The following is a 14,705-nucleotide window of genomic DNA, read 5'->3' as shown; positions in this document are numbered from 1 at the left end:
TCTTGGCTGGGACGGGACCGGAACCTTCTGCCAGACTACAACTGTAACACCATATCGGTTCAGCAGGTCAGGCTTGGGTGATAACCTCATAGAATAACGACTTTGGAGACCGAGCAATGGATCGCGATAACAAACGGGCACGCGCAGCTGCAAGTTCATCCCAAGCCAGGGAACAAGCCAGGGAACCCTCTACCATCCTGTCCCTTACAGAGGGGCCATTAACGCAGGTGGCAGAACGGCTGGTAACCGCTAACCCGCGCGATACAGCGCGAAATCTTGCAGGCTTCAAAGGCCTCGGGAAGGAAGCGCGAACAGCCATTCGGGGCAGTCAACCCGGGCAAGAAACTGAACTCGCAAAATTTGAAAGGCGCGGCAATCAGCTCGGACGATCAGCCGTCGAGCTGACCTGGAAGCTGACATCCGAATTGGGGTACCAGCCGGACAACGTTGCATTGGAGCAAGTCAGAGCGGTCAGCAATATAGCCAATTACCTAACGCCACACATGCAAGATGCTGTTGTCAATCGCATTGGCAACATGGATCCGGCCTCGCAAGCTCTCGGAGCTCTTAACGTTGCGCCCAATTTCGGCAAGTTCAATAACGAAAACCAATCTCGCATTCTTGATCAAGCCGTTGAATTGATGTCTGATCCGAACGGCAACATCAGGATGGTGGCACAGAATGCTATTTTTCAGGCGTATCACCAGATGGATCCAAATCAACAGGCCCAAGCTCACGCAGTTCCCGGCCTGGAACCCATCTTGCGGCAAATGCCTCCGCCGCAGCATGCACAGGAACGGCATGCGGATCTGGACGCCCACATAGCAGGGCTTGAGGCTGCGGTTCATGCGACAGGCACGCAAATCTCCTATGAACAGCTGCAGCGGGGTGGTCTAATAGGGCAGGCCATAAACCGCAGCTACAGTCAGGCCCGAGCGGACCTGCAGGAGTCCACCAGAAACAGGGATCGCGGGGGTCGTTGAGGTCTCGGCAACGGTATAGACGCTTTGTCTCCCGAATTCCGTTCACGGCCTGGCTGTTTCCAAGTCGCTGGCCGTTGACGCACTAACTTGTGTAACTTTCAAAAAACCACGTCTGCCGGGTGGTGCGATGCAGCCATTGCGCCACCTGCCTCGGCATCGATCTGTCGAGCGGCGACATCGCGACGTCGGTTCGGTGTCTGAGGCCGCACCATGAGCTGCGGCAGGCAATGGAACAATGCCTTCAACCAAAACGACGACCCCCAACCTAGCCGTTAGCATCGCCTGCTCGCTCGCCGTGGGCTTCTGTGCGGCAAGTCTGTACGCAACCTTCCGCCACGGCGGTGGCGGCGAGGCCTTGATGGCGTTTGATGTCCGTGCCTTTTGGTTTGAGACGCCCTTCTATCTGGGTTTCGCAACCCCCGTCTTCTATCGGGGCGCGGCTATCGTGCTCTCGACATCCGTGGTCGTCTTGCTGATTCAGCAGGTCGTGTTGCGCCGCAAGCTCGAACACCACGGGACGGCTCGTTGGGCTCGAGTGGATGAAATGCGACGCACCGGATATCTGCGACGATACCGTGGCGTGAAAGGACCGGTATTTGGGAAGACGAGTGGCCCTTTCTGGCCTGGCTACTACCTGACCAATGGCGAGCAGCCTCACAGCCTCATCGTTGCACCGACCCGCGCTGGCAAGGGCGTCGGCGTAGTCATTCCAACGCTACTTACATTCAAAGGCTCAGTGATAGCTCTGGACGTCAAGGGGGAGCTCTTTGAGCTCACCTCGAGGGCGCGCAAAGCCGCAGGCGATGACGTGTTCAAATTCGCGCCGCTGGATTCGGAGCGGCGCACGAACTGCTACAATCCACTGTTGGACCTTATAGCGCTGCCTCCACAGCTCCAATTCACGGAAGCCCGCCGCTTGGCCGCAAACCTGATTACGGCCAAGGGGGAAGGCGCGGAAGGTTTCATCAGCGGCGCGCGAGATATCTTTGTCGCGGGGATCCTTGCCTGCATCGAGCGGGGTACGCCGACAATCGGCGCCGTCTATGATCTCTTCGCCCAGCCGGGGGAGAAGTTTAAGCTCTTCGCGCAACTCGCGATGGAGACCCGGAACAAAGAGGCTCAACGCATCTTCGACGACATGGCGGGGAACGACACAAAAATACTGACCTCCTACACGTCAGTGCTCGGCGATGGCGGGCTCAATCTCTGGGCGGATCCCGCTGTTAAGGCGGCCACAAGTCGCTCGGACTTTTCGGTGTATGATCTTCGCCGTCGCAGAACGTGCATCTATCTTTGCGTTGGTCCGAACGACCTTGAGGTGATCGCGCCTTTGATACGCTTGTTTTTTCAGCAGATCGTTTCAATTCTACAGCGGTCGCTGCCCCGCCCGGAGGAAAAGCACGAGGTTCTCTTCCTGCTCGATGAGTTCAAGCACTTGGGTAAGCTGGAGGCGATCGAGACCGCAATTACGACTATCGCGGGCTACAAGGGGCGTTTCATGCTCATCATCCAAAGCCTTTCGGCACTGACAGGGGCTTATGGAGAGGCTGGCAAGCAGAATTTTCTCAGCAATACCGGCCTGCAAGTGTTCATGGCAACGGCCGATGACGAGACCCCAAATTACATTTCCAAAGCCATCGGTGAATACACGTTTGAAGCCAAATCGATTTCCTACAGCCAGGCGCGAAGATTCGATTGGAACATTCAGAATTCGCATCAAGGTGCACCGCTGTTGCGTCCCGAACAGGTTCGGCTGCTCGACGACGACTACGAGATCGTTCTCATCAAAGGTCTGCCACCATTGCAATTGAGGAAGGTGCGATATTTTTCGGACCGCATTCTGAAACGCATCTTTGAAGGCCAGACAGGCGCCCTCCCGGAGCCGGCACCGTTGACGGAAGCAGAGGAGGAACTCTCCACAGACTTTCGACTCGATGAGCCGCCGCGTGGATTGGCGCAGGAATTTAACGATACCGTTTGATGTGAGGCTAGTGTGGACCCGCGAAAAAATCCATCCCGTGCAACAGCTTTGCCGCAGGACGCCGGCTTGGAAGGGCGGCAAGCGGGCGAGGCCCGGCGAGTGAGCGTGGAGCAGCAAGTGGCCGAGGCGTTCCGGCCGATGTTCGATGATCGAGCCGACGAGGCGCACAATGAAGGGGCCGTTCTGCGAGTGGAACAGGGGCTCCGCGACGTGCTTCACCAAGAGCAGAATGATCAAGCCGCTCAGCCAATCGTAGCTGCCAGCCAACAGCAGATCCGACCCTTGTCGGATGCGCTTGACCAGGGCAACCACCGGCCACAGTTGGTCATCGTCAATGGTGAACATTTCACAGCGCTGTGGCCAGCGGAGAGGCTGGCGGCCCTGAATGCGCGGCAAGCCGTCGCCCTTCACCAGCAGCCGAGCCAAATCGGCCATTCGGGCGGCCGCGTGCCGATGCAGCCCCTCATGCAGCGGTTGGCTGAATTGCCATTGGCAGGGCTACCAGTTCAAGGCGCAAGGGCCGAACACATCAGAAGGATGCATGTGCAGGCCGCGCCCTCCGCAAAATTTGAAGCGCCCTCCGCTGCTATCGGGAGCTCCATTACCGTCTCGTTCGCCCTCCCCAAAGGCGTCTCCCATGGAACTCAACGCGTCCCACAGGCGATGCTCTCTTCCTCGGACCGCGATGGCCGCTTGCCTGATGCGGGTCCGGCCCGGCAAGTGGGCATTGAGCAGCACGTGGCCGCGCCGCGCCGCTCCAATCCGGCTCCTGTCGCGCCTCGAGTACGTCGTGACCCCAGCTATCGCCATGTGTCCGACGAACACTGGAACGTTATTGATAAGGCGATCGCCCAGGCTGCGGATTCTCAGCAAGGCTATAGCAAGAGTAGGCTTCAAGCTTACACTTATTCGCTTCGCCGATTGGCGAATCATTTCGGCGAGCGCGGCCAAGCGAATGATCTAACAAATCACCAATCCCTGGTCGACCACCTCGATACTTTCTTTTCGGACTACCCTGATATGAAGCCGGCGTTGAACGTCCTGCGTGCGTATCATGAGCCGGACTATTCAGTTGCTGACCGGCCGGTGCCCGCAAAGGCAGACGCGCACCTCCTGGAACAAGCGGCCGGTGACAGCGGGTTGGCTTCAGGCACCCGTGTTATCTATAGTCGTAGTCTTCGCAAATTTTCTGCGGCGCTTGACAAACAGGGTCAGACGATCACTGGGCTGGATCACGATGAGCGGGCGAAAATCGCCGAGAGCTTGTACCCAGACGATCGCTATCTCAGCTACGCGCTAGAGCGGATTCGCAAAGCGGACTCATACGCGCTTGCCAAGGCGAACCTATCGCTGTTCGTTGATCGAGCCGACGTGGTGCCAACCAATACAGAGGCGCTTGTGCGAATCGAGCAGGGGTTGCTCGACGCGCTTCAGGAAGGGCAGAATGATCAAGCCGCCTCGTCTTTTTTCAACAATCAAAGCATGCCCGCTGGACGGGATAACCTCAACACAAGCATGTCGGACGCTTTCGCAAGCTCTGGATGGGCCGGAGTTCAGGCCGCCGCTCCGCCAGTCCTAGCTGCCAGCCAACAGCAGATACAGCCCTTGCCGGATGCGCTTGATCAGGGCGCCCACCGGGCACCCCGGGGGGTCGTCACCAACAATGAACATTCCACAGCGCTGTGGCCAGCGGAGAGGCTGACGGCCCTGAATACGCCGCAAGTCGTCGCCTTTCAGCAGCAGCCGAGCCAAATCGGCAATTCAGGCGGCCGCGTGCCAATGCAGCCCCCCATGCAGCAGTTCGGTGAATTGCCCTTGGCTGGGGTACCCGTTCCAGGCACAGGGGCCGAGCCCATCAGAAGGATGCAGCGGGCCGCGCCCTCCGCAAGGTCTGAGGCGCCCCCCGCGGCGATCGAGGACCTTATAGACCTTTCGTCCGCCGTCCCCAACGGCTTCTCCCATGGGACTCAACGCGTCCCAGAGGCGATGCTCCCTTTTCTCAATCACCATGGCCTCTTGCCGGATGCCGACAAGCCGGAATGGAACTTCGATATCAAAGGTCACGGCTACACCGCCCTGATGCCGGAGGGCGGCAACGCCGTTTGGCTCGTCCATCGCGGTGCGATCAGGGAAGCTGCAGCGGCAGCAGTACCGGCAAGGGCTCCAGAACCCGCCTTGCCAGCGACGCAGTCAGACACCTATCGCGGTGTTCCGTTGGTCGATCTGACCACCTCCTCCGAGGCTCACATCGCAGCCCTTCCGTCAGGCTCGTTCAACCTCCCCGAAGGGGCGGTGCTCGGCCCCGACCTGCTGGGTGACGCCCATATCAGCAGGGATTACCAGTTGCTGGCGCAGAGCCTGCAGATGCACCACCCAGCACTCGCCGCCCGAACGCGGCTAGTGGATTCCTTGGTCTCCCAGCAACTGCGCCGTCACGACCGGGACCCGAACCCTATAGTGCTGTCCATCTATCATCAAAACGACGTCGCAGCCGACTTCGTGTTCCTGCCTGTGAACAGTGGCGATCCCATCGCTACGGCGGAGAATGATGGACGCAACGAGCATTGGTCGCTGCTGCTCGTAGATCGCAGCGATCCGGATAAAGCGGTTGCCTATCACTACGACTCCATCCGTCGTGGCGATGGACTGCCATACAATGACGCGCCTGCACGAGAGCTCGCAGCCAGACTGGAAGTGACCACCGTGGTGACACCCGCCATGGCCCTGCAGAACAACGGTGTTGATTGCGGCGTGTTCGTGGTGGACGGCACGCGCTCGCTGGTTGAGAGATTGGCGAACCAAGACTTGCCAGACCCGCAGCGGCCGCTGCACCTCGAGGCCCTCGTCCCCGATCGGCAGGCGCTGCAAAACCGACTGTGGCAGGGGCGCTTGCCCCACGAGCTTGCAAGCCCCGCGGAAGCGTTTGGAGCAGCCGGGTCGCAGGTGCGACACGCGGTGTTGCAAGCGCAGCAAGCCCGACAAGTCGCGCCAGCCTCGTTTGAACGGCACGTGAGCAGGACTCGCCACGCCCAGGCCGAGCTGACGAGTGCACTTGAAAGGAGCAACCGCGTGAACAGCGGGGGCGTCATCATAAACAATGAACACTACACAGCGCTGTTGACACCGGCGAAGAGGCAGAGGACTGAAAATCCGCAAATCCTCAGCACGGGGCCGCAAGCGAGTGCAGCAAACACGTCGTCCATCAGGCAAGACCCCGATCAAGCCCGAGCGGACCTCATGACTTCCTACAGAAGCAGAGAGCGCTCCGACGCGGGGCGTTGAGCTCGATGGCCGCGATGAAGCAGAACAGCTCTTTTGGCGACCACGTCCCAACAGCTGGCTGCGCAGGCCGGCTCGAGGTTCTGGACGGTCCGACGGGACGGCGGGTTCGCTCGGAGGCCGACAGAGCCCGGATTGCCGCCGAGAGCCTGATGCCGGAGGTGCAGGTGGCGGCGGTCGCCCGCAAGCATGGCGCGACCCGCCGATTGGCGGCGTCGCCTTCGTCAGGGACAACTGGCACTGCAGAAAGCATGGCGCCGATGTTCGCGCCGCTGATGGTGGACGAATCGTCGGCGCCTCAGCGGACGATGAGGCCACCGAATCGGCGCAAGCGCGAGGGTGGAAATTGTGATCGACGACATGGTGATCCGAACGACGGTTGACCTCGAGCAGCTGTCGCAAGTGATCCGAGCGGTTCGGGCCTCGCGATGATTGCACGGGCGCCGAACTGAAGATCTACGTGGCGACCCGGCCGGTTGACTTCCGGCGCGCCATGGACGGATTGGCATTGGCTGTGCAGGAGATGCTAGGCCTCGACCCCTACTGCGGGGGCGGCCTTCGTCTTCCGGGCCAAAAGGGCTGACAGGATCAAGATTTTGGTCTGGGATCGCACCGGCCTTGTGCTCATTCACAAGCGGCTCGAGGCTCGAAGTTCGTCTGGCCGCAGGTTCGCGACGGGGTGATGCGCATGTCGCCGGCGATGTCCCCGGCATTGTTAGAAGGGCTGGACTGGAGACTGGTTCGGCCCCGAGCGGGCACGGCGTCCGCAATTGGCCGGATGAGTGTGGCACGGTGACTCAGCTGCGTTGTCTCCGTGGCGTTCTCGGAGATCACGTGGTTGATTTCAGTGCATGAATCTGACGGTTCTCCAGGAAGAGAACGAGCGTTTGAAGGCGCTCCTGGCCCAGACGCAAGCGACCCTGGCCGAGCACCAGGCTGCCTTGGCTGAATCCGAAGAGGCGCGGCGTCGCCTGGAGACCATCGTCGGTCAACTCAATCACGAGAAGTTCGGCGCCAGGTCCGAGAAGCTGCATCCCGATCAATACCACCTGCCGCTCGAAGACGTGGAGATCGCGCAGGGCGTGCTCGACGCCGCGCAGGAAAGGGCGCAGCGGGTCATCCAGGGTCGTTCGGACGGCGCGTCCGGTTCACGCCCGCGCAACCGTGGTCACTTGCCGGCTCATCTGCCGCGAGTGGAACGGATCATCGAGCCCACAGCACGCTGTGCCCCTGCGGCTGCGGCGAGATGGCTAAGGATCGGCGAGGATGTCAGCGAGCGGCTCGACGCGATCCCGGCGCAGTTGCGCGTGCTGGTCACGCGCCGCCCGAAATACGCTTGCCGGCGCTGCTCGAGCGCGGTCGTGCAGGCGCATGCGCCCGAGCATATCGTGCCCGGCGGTCTGCCGACCGAGGCGCTAATCGCCCAGGTCATCGTCGCCAAGGTCGGTGATCATTTGCCGTTCTACCGGCAGGCCGAAATCTACGCCCGCCAGGGGCATCCAACTGGATCGCGCCACACTGGGCAATTGGGCAGGCCGGGCCTGCTTCGATCTCAAGCCGATAGCCGAGCACATGCGCCGGCGTCTGGCTGACGCGGATCGCCTGTTCATTGACCCTGTGAGGGCTATGACCGGCTGACATGCCTGGAACGGCCGCAAGGACCGTGACTGCTCGTCCATTGCTGGAGCCGCCTGCGCCGACGGTTTGCGAGCTGGCGCGTAACACCAAGTCCCCGATCGCCGAAGCGGCGATACGCCGGATCGCGGCGTTCCACGCTATCGAGGCAACAGTGCGCGGCGCATCGCCTCAAGCCCGGCTTGCCGCTCGACAGGATTATTCCGCGCCGATCATCGCCGCCCTGAAACCATGGTTGGACAAGCAACTGTCGATGATCTCCTCCGGCTCCAGGTTGGCCGAAGACATCCGCTATGGGCTCGCTCACTGGGAGGGGCTCACCCGCTTCCTCGACGACGGCTGGCTCGAGCTCGACATCAACCCAGTCGAAAACGCCATCCGTCCAGTATGCTTTGATCAGAAAAAATGCTCTGTTTGCTGGCCATGAATTTGCGCCCGAAAACTGGGCACTGCTCGCATCCGTCGTGGCCACCTGCAGGCTCAACGACGTCAATCCCGTTGCCTACCTCGCCGAAACTCTCGACGCCATCATCAACGGCCATCCGCAGAGCCAGATCGAGGAACTCATGCCCTGGCGATTCCGGAAAACGTCAAGCCCAAATCCATAGGCGATCGGCGAGGCGCTTACGCTCGACAAGGCGATTCACACTTCTCAAATTGGGTCTCTCGCGCTTCGTTGGGAGGGTCGCATCGCGATCGGCAGCAACACCGTCGAGCGCTCAATCCGTGCGATCGGGCTCAAACGACAAGAACGCGCTCTTCGCTGGCTCGAACTGCGGTGCCCAAACAAGGGGCGATGATTGCATCGCTGAGACCCGCAAGCTCAATGGTGTCCAGCCACTCGGCTATCTCGCCGCCGTCCTCACCAGCATCGTCAACAGCCATCCCAACAGCCAGATCGACGACCTACGCCTTTGGCCTGTACCCCGGCGCCGAGCTAAAGGCCGTGGCCTGAGAACACCGCTTTGGCTTGATCACCCTCCTCGTCAGCAATTGCCAGAATCGCCCCTGTCACGCGGCCAAGGTGCCTCCGTAGCTAACGTCCACGTCAGCGTTGAAGAAGTACCCCGCACCACGACTCGTCTTGACCAGGCGAGGATTGGCCGCATCAGCCTCGAGCTTCCGGCGCAAGCGCAAGATCAGGACATCGATACTTCGATCGTAGACCTCTTCACCACGCACACGGCTCGCGAGCAAAAGCCGTTCTCTGGATAGTACACTGCGGGGGTTCTCCAGGAACGCGATCAGGAGATTGAACTCACATGCGGTAAGCTTGACCTCGCCACGCTCTGCACAGATCAGCCGCCGCTGTTTGACGCTGAGCTTCCAAGCTCCAAACCGGAATGAGCGATGATCTTTCGTTCGCGGACTGGAAATGCGCTGGCGTAGCGCTACGCGAATGCGGGCCAGGAACTCGCGCAGGCCGAAAGGCTTGGGAATGAAATCGGTTGCGCCGAGCTCCAGTGCAACGACTTTTTCGGCCTCATCGAGCCGGTCGCCGCTGATCACTATGATAGGCAAATCCGATTTTGTCGCCAGCTTGCGGACGATCGCAAGCCCATCCTCACGGCCCAGGTTGAGGTCAACGACCACGAGGTCGACCGGCTCATGAGATAGAACGTGGTTGAACTGCTTGCTATCGTTGACTGCAGTCACCTTCAACGCATGCATCATGAGATACTCGGCGATGAGGCGTCGCATTGCGGCATCATCGTCAATGACAAGAACATGTTTCAACGGCTCACCTTCAATCTTGAATCCCCTTGATTCCAAAGCTGTTGCCCGGCAACCTTCTGGACCAACCCACCACAGCTGCCCCTGCTGCCACGCGCCGTTGCGTGCGGCCAATGTGAGGCCGTTGCTCGTCCTGGTCTTTCATCCACAGCCAAATGACCGCATCAAGTCAGTCCGTGACCAGGAGACCAGGTCCAGTCGCCGGCATGACCCTGCCGTGCGATCCTTCAGCTCTAGCTCGAGCTCACCTGCTGGCCCGGCAACAGCACTCGACTTCGACGGCACGGACGCCCAGTTTCCTGCCGTGTCCTTGAGTCGCCGCGGTTCTGGCGATGGCGGAGCTGCATCAACTCGAAATCCTGCCGCTCGTGCGTCCGGCTCCGAAGCGGTGGCGGAGCGCGGCGTTTGATTGATCGCAGAGGCGGTGGGCGCAAGAGCGGCCGTGTCGCTGCTGTAGCCTTGGGCCATGGTATGTCTCCTTCCAAGCGAGTTCTTCCCGGGGGGAGGGGCCGGCGTTCCAAACCCTGGTCCGCGCGACCGGCAGGTCGGTTGCGGTTACGGTTCCGAGCTAGCATTATCAGTTGAACGCGACACCTCCCTTTGAGCTGGTCACTATTCTTGTCGGCAGCGGCCTCGGACGCCGCCAAATGGGGTGCGGCTCGCCGAACAGCTGAATCAGGCTCGCACCAAGATGGGCTGCGCTGCTGCGTTTCCGCGCCCCGCGGACGGCCCCCTCCAGCCAGCGCAGACGAGCTCGCGATGTCAACCGATGGACCTGCCCGTGCAGGGCCACGCATGGCTGTCTCTTAAAGAACTGGCAGCATACCGCAACGTGGGGACTGGCGCCTTCTTCGGCCCTCTCGCTGGACCGACCCACGGCATCCGCAGCCTGGACTAGCCTCGATGCTCTCCTTGATTCGACCTTGGCAGAAGATTCCATCACCATCCTGCCGCCGAAGCCGCGGCTTACAGTCCAAAAGCAACAGGCGACCGGGACGGGCAATCCCGCACAGGACTCGTCGCACCAAGATCCTTTGCATGTCGCTGCTGGCTAATCGGATCCGCCAACCCGCGCTTGCGCAAGATGCTCACCCACACTGCCACGATCAAGGTCTTTGTTTCAGTTGAAGCCGAAAAGCTGAACTTGAACATCACACAGTAACAAACCGCCCCGATAAGCGTGTTCCGGACAGGGCCAGAACCCGTCGGGCAGCTTGGAAAGGTAGGTGATAGGGAATGTTTATTGCAGTTTGGCCGCTGGCCATCGTTCTGTTGACATCCATGTCACTCCCAGCCGAGCCCGCCCCACTTTCGCCCCGTGAGTTCCACCGCCTGTCACGCAAATGCGCTCCCTGGGTCGCGCCGTCCACCCTTGCCGCGATTGCCAAGATTGAAAGTGGCTTTGAAACGCTGGTGGCTCATGACAACACCACAGGTGAGCAGCTTCGCTGGATAGACCACCTGCAAGCCACGCGGGGCATCAAGGACCGACTCGAAGCACAACATTCCGTCGATGTTGGATTGATGCAGATAAACAGCAACAACTTTCCCACGCTCAATCTCACGCCGGAAAAGGCTTTCGAGCCCTGCGCCTCGCTTTCGGCCGCCGCCCACTTGCTTGAAAGCCGGTATGCCGGCGGCGCGACTGCCCCGGCGCAGCAACTGGCGCTTCGCCGTGCCATCTCGGCCTATAACACGGGTGACGTCACGCGTGGCTTTGCCAACGGTTATGTACGCAAGGTCGAGTTGGCCGCAAAGGACATGTCAGAGACAACGCAGGAGCCGACCGCCCAAGATGCGCCACACCTTGAGGCACCGGGTCGGAAAGCAGTGCCGCCTCTGCTCCAACTGAACCAAAAGGCCAACCAAAAGCAGCCCCGCCAAAATTCCTGGGCCATCTGGGGCTCCTATCAGACAAACCGCTCCGGGGCCGATCCCTCCGGTCCGACAGACAGCCAGGCTGCCGATGAGCGGGAACCCTCGAATCCGAACAAACTCGTATTCGATTGAAACATGGAGATACAATGATCAAGCCACTCAAAATACTTCGTGCGCTTAAAACGCGTGTTCCTTCGCCTTTTTCCATGCTGCGAATGGCGGCTGAATACGCGCCGGCCGCTGCTGCGGGCGTGGCGTGGACGGTCTTCTCCAGCGGGCCGGCCGCGGCACAGGTGACCGGAGGGACGGATCCCGCCAAGATGGTCCAGAATATCTGCACCTTCATACTTGGTCCCTTCGGACAATCACTGGCCGTGCTCGGACTCGTGGCCATCGGGATCTCCTGGATGTTCGGTCGTGCTTCACTTGGCCTGGTTGCGGGTGTCGTTGGAGGAATCGTCATCATGTTTGGCGCCAGCTTCCTGGGCAAGGCGCTGATAGGCGCTGGCTGATGAGCGACCGGCTGGAAGTGAGCACCCTCTATGTGGCGGCGACACGCCCCGCACTGTTTTTGGGGGTGCCGCTGACGCTGGCCGGAGCGCTCATGATGTTGGCGGGACTCGTCATCATCATCCTTAAGAACCCGCTCTATGAAGTCGTGCTCGTGCCACTCTGGTTCGGAGCACGGCTGATTGTTGAGCGCGACTATAACGCCGCAAGCGTGGCGTTTCTCTATTTGCAGACCGCCGGCAGAAGCGTGGATGGGTCGGTCTGGGGCGGGGCGAGCGTCAGCGCCAATCCGATCAGAGTGCCGAAGCGCGGAAGAGGAATGGTGTGATGTTTGGCGCCAGTGGCAGGACCGAGAGATCTGGCGAGATCTACCTTCCGTATGTCGGTCATCTGAGCGACCAGGTTGTCCTTCTGGAAGATGGATCGATTATGGCCATGGCACATCTGAACGGGCTGCCATTTGATTTGGAAGACGCTGAGATGCGCAACTCGCGCTGCCGCGCGTTCAACACTCTCTTGCGCAACATCGCCGACGACAATGTCACGCTGTACGCCCATCTTGTGCGAAACAACGATGTGCCGGAGCCGGCATCGCGCCAGTTTCAAAGTGCATTCGCTGGCAGTCTGAGCGAGGCGTATGAGAGCCGTGTGCTGTCGGGCAAGCTATTTCGCAACGACCATTTCCTCACTGTCGTCGTGTTCCCCCGCACCGCAATCGGCAAGATCGGCTGGCGTAGCGCCAAATCGTCCAGAGGCAATGACAACGATCTGGCCACACAAATGCGAAGCTTGGAGGACCTCTGGCAGATCATTGCTGGCTCACTGGGCGGTTACGGTCTGCGCCGGTTGGGCATTCGTGAGAAAGGCGACGTGCTCTTCACGGAAATCGGTGAGGCGCTTCGGTTGATAATGACGTGCCGGTTTCTTCCGGTTCCGATGGTTAGCGGCTCACTCGGCGCCTCGATCTACACTGACCAGGTCATCTGCGGGAAGCGGGCGCTTGAGATTCGACGGCCCGGGGGCAGCTCGGTGGGGTCATTGTTTTCGTTCCGTGAATATCCGGCGACGACGCGGCCCGGCATGCTAAATCCCTTGCTGTCGGCCAACTTCCCGCTTGTGCTCAGCCAGAGCTTTTCCTTCCTCACTCGGCCCCAAGCTCATGCGAAGCTTAGCCTTAAGTCCAGCCAGATGACGAGCGCCGGCGACAAGGCTCTCACCCAGATCAATGAACTTGCCGAAGCAGAGGACGCACTGGCAAGCAACCAGTTCGTCATGGGTTCGCATCATCTGAGCCTGTGCGTCTATGCCGAGAGCCTCAACAGCCTTGCAGATCGCGCAGCAAATGCCCGCGGAAGGCTGGCCGATGCGGGCGCCGTTATCGTCCAAGAGGGTATCGGTATGGAGGCCGCGTACTGGTCCCAACTTCCGGGGAACAACAGGTGGCGCACACGCCCCGGGGCGATCACCTCGCACAATTTTGCCGGGCTCGTGTCATTTGAGAACTTCCCAAACGGTTCCGCATCCGGCCACTGGGGCAAAGCTGTTGCGCGCTTTCGCACGAACGGTGGAACTTCTTTCGACTACATCCCCCATGAGAATGACGTTGGCATGACGGCGATATTCGGGCCCGTCGGCAAAGGCAAGACGACGCTGATGACCTTTATCCTCGCGATGCTTGAGCAAAGCGTGGTCGATCGCGATGGTGCCATCGTCTTTTTCGATAAGGACCGGGGTGGTGAACTGCTGGTGCGGGCCACGGGGGGGACATATCTAGCCTTGCGCAGAGGCGCTCCGAGCGGCTTGGCCCCTCTGCGTGGACTGGACAACACCTCCGCCTCGTTGGACTTTCTGCGCGAATGGTTGATGGCCCTTATCGAGAGTGACGGCCGCGGTCCGATCTCGCCGGAGGAAAGCCGCCGACTAGAACGTGGCATTGTTCGTCAACTTTCGTTCGAACCCGTGATGCGCTCAATTGCGGGCCTGCGCGAATTCCTGCTGCACGGCCCCTCCGAGGGCGCAGGAGCACGGCTGCAGCGGTGGTGTAGAGGGAATGCGCTTGGATGGGCCTTTGACGGCGATGTCGACGAAGTAAGGCTTGATGCCTCCATCACCGGCTTCGACATGACGCAGCTCCTGGAATATGAGGAGGTCTGTGCGCCGGCCGCCGCATATCTTCTGCACCGCGTGGGCGCCGTTGTCGATGGCCGTCGGTTCGTCATGAGCTGCGACGAATTTCGCTTCTATCTGCTCAACCCGCAGTTCTCGGCTGTTATCGACAAGTTCTTGCTCACCGTCCGCAAGAACAACGGGATGTTGATACTTGCAACGCAGCAGCCCGAACACGTGCTGGAATCGCCGCTGGGAGCCAGTCTCGTTGCACAATGCATGACGAAGATTTTCTACCCGTCACCGACTGCGGACCGGGCCGCGTATGTCGATGGCTTGAAGTGCACCACGCAGGAGTTCGAGGCGATCCGCCACGGAATGGCAATTGGCAGCCGCAAGTTTTTGCTCAAGCGCGACAGCGGGAGTGTTGTTTGCGAATTCGACCTTGGCCAGATGCGCGAGTACGTAGCCGTACTCTCGGGGCGGGCCAACACCGTGCGCTTTGCCGACCAGCTTCGTGACCAGCACGGAGATGCCCCAAGCGGGTGGCTCGACGAGTTCATGGCTCGTTACCACGAAGTTCAAGACTGAAGGAGCAT

12 protein-coding genes and 3 pseudogenes are annotated in these 14,705 nt (G+C 60.4%); 14 read left to right on the top strand and 1 reads right to left on the bottom strand.

The genetic code is table 11. The annotated features are described in order from the left end of the window. The first annotated feature begins 116 nt into the window (after positions 1-116). The 10 genes and pseudogenes from MESCI_RS28085 to MESCI_RS33115 all read left to right on the top strand — a co-directional run. Complete coding sequence (locus MESCI_RS28085) at positions 117-983, top strand: hypothetical protein (protein ID WP_013533350.1); 867 nt, start codon at positions 117-119, stop codon at positions 981-983. A 235-nt stretch (positions 984-1,218) separates the two neighbouring features. Next, positions 1,219-2,964 carry a type IV secretion system ATPase VirD4 gene (virD4, locus tag MESCI_RS28080; RefSeq protein ID WP_013533349.1) on the top strand — a complete coding sequence of 582 codons (1,746 nt, stop codon included), beginning with the start codon at positions 1,219-1,221 and terminating at the stop codon, positions 2,962-2,964. 99 nt (positions 2,965-3,063) lie between these two features. Further along, a complete protein-coding gene (locus MESCI_RS28075) occupies positions 3,064-6,246 on the top strand; it encodes a C48 family peptidase (protein ID WP_013533348.1) in 3,183 nt (1,060 codons plus the stop codon). A gap of 5 nt (positions 6,247-6,251) precedes the next feature. Next, the gene (locus MESCI_RS28070; RefSeq protein WP_174299069.1) at positions 6,252-6,626 is read left to right on the top strand and encodes a hypothetical protein; all 375 of its coding nucleotides are present in this window, start codon (positions 6,252-6,254) and stop codon (positions 6,624-6,626) included. A gap of 65 nt (positions 6,627-6,691) precedes the next feature. After that, positions 6,692-7,039, top strand: a pseudogene (gene tnpB, locus MESCI_RS33300) (IS66 family insertion sequence element accessory protein TnpB). 55 nt (positions 7,040-7,094) lie between these two features. Further along, a pseudogene (locus tag MESCI_RS32795) lies at positions 7,095-7,733 on the top strand (transposase domain-containing protein); the annotation flags it as partial. Next, on the top strand, positions 7,690-7,881 hold the full coding sequence (locus MESCI_RS33295) for an IS66 family transposase (RefSeq protein WP_420845284.1): 192 nt from the start codon (positions 7,690-7,692) through the stop codon (positions 7,879-7,881). The pseudogene MESCI_RS32795 and the gene MESCI_RS33295, both read left to right, overlap by 44 nt. Before the next feature lies 1 nt (position 7,882). Beyond that, complete coding sequence (locus MESCI_RS32785) at positions 7,883-8,305, top strand: IS66 family transposase (RefSeq protein ID WP_245262912.1); 423 nt, start codon at positions 7,883-7,885, stop codon at positions 8,303-8,305. A 37-nt stretch (positions 8,306-8,342) separates the two neighbouring features. Further along, entirely contained in the window at positions 8,343-8,486 is a 144-nt protein-coding gene (locus tag MESCI_RS33120) for a transposase domain-containing protein (RefSeq protein WP_245306699.1), read from the top strand. 118 nt (positions 8,487-8,604) lie between these two features. Beyond that, positions 8,605-8,739 (top strand): annotated as a pseudogene (locus MESCI_RS33115) (hypothetical protein); the annotation flags it as partial. Positions 8,740-8,889: 150 nt separating this feature from the next. Here MESCI_RS33115 and virG read toward each other — a convergent pair. Further along, positions 8,890-9,615: a two-component system response regulator VirG gene (gene virG, locus MESCI_RS28050; protein WP_013533346.1), complete on the bottom strand. Its 726-nt coding sequence runs from the start codon at positions 9,613-9,615 to the stop codon at positions 8,890-8,892. A gap of 1,233 nt (positions 9,616-10,848) precedes the next feature. Between virG and MESCI_RS28040 the strand changes: the two genes are divergently transcribed. The 4 genes from MESCI_RS28040 to virB4 all read left to right on the top strand — a co-directional run bounded on the left by MESCI_RS28040 (position 10,849) and on the right by virB4 (position 14,697). After that, positions 10,849-11,622: a type IV secretion system lytic transglycosylase VirB1 gene (locus tag MESCI_RS28040; RefSeq protein ID WP_013533344.1), complete on the top strand. Its 774-nt coding sequence runs from the start codon at positions 10,849-10,851 to the stop codon at positions 11,620-11,622. A gap of 74 nt (positions 11,623-11,696) precedes the next feature. Next, on the top strand, positions 11,697-12,002 hold the full coding sequence (virB2, locus tag MESCI_RS28035; protein ID WP_411908931.1) for a pilin major subunit VirB2: 306 nt from the start codon (positions 11,697-11,699) through the stop codon (positions 12,000-12,002). Beyond that, positions 12,002-12,328, top strand: a complete 327-nt coding sequence (locus MESCI_RS28030) for a type IV secretion system protein VirB3 (protein WP_013533342.1) — start codon at positions 12,002-12,004, stop codon at positions 12,326-12,328. Before virB2 ends, MESCI_RS28030 begins: the two co-directional genes overlap by 1 nt. Beyond that, entirely contained in the window at positions 12,328-14,697 is a 2,370-nt protein-coding gene (virB4, locus tag MESCI_RS28025) for a type IV secretion/conjugal transfer ATPase VirB4 (protein ID WP_013533341.1), read from the top strand. Before MESCI_RS28030 ends, virB4 begins: the two co-directional genes overlap by 1 nt. Positions 14,698-14,705: the final 8 nt, after the last annotated feature.

Source organism: Mesorhizobium ciceri biovar biserrulae WSM1271 (assembly GCF_000185905.1).
Lineage (GTDB): Bacteria > Pseudomonadota > Alphaproteobacteria > Rhizobiales > Rhizobiaceae > Mesorhizobium > Mesorhizobium ciceri.
The sequence above is the reverse complement of the archived record's forward strand: the minus strand, read 5'-3'. Positions and strand labels throughout refer to the sequence as shown.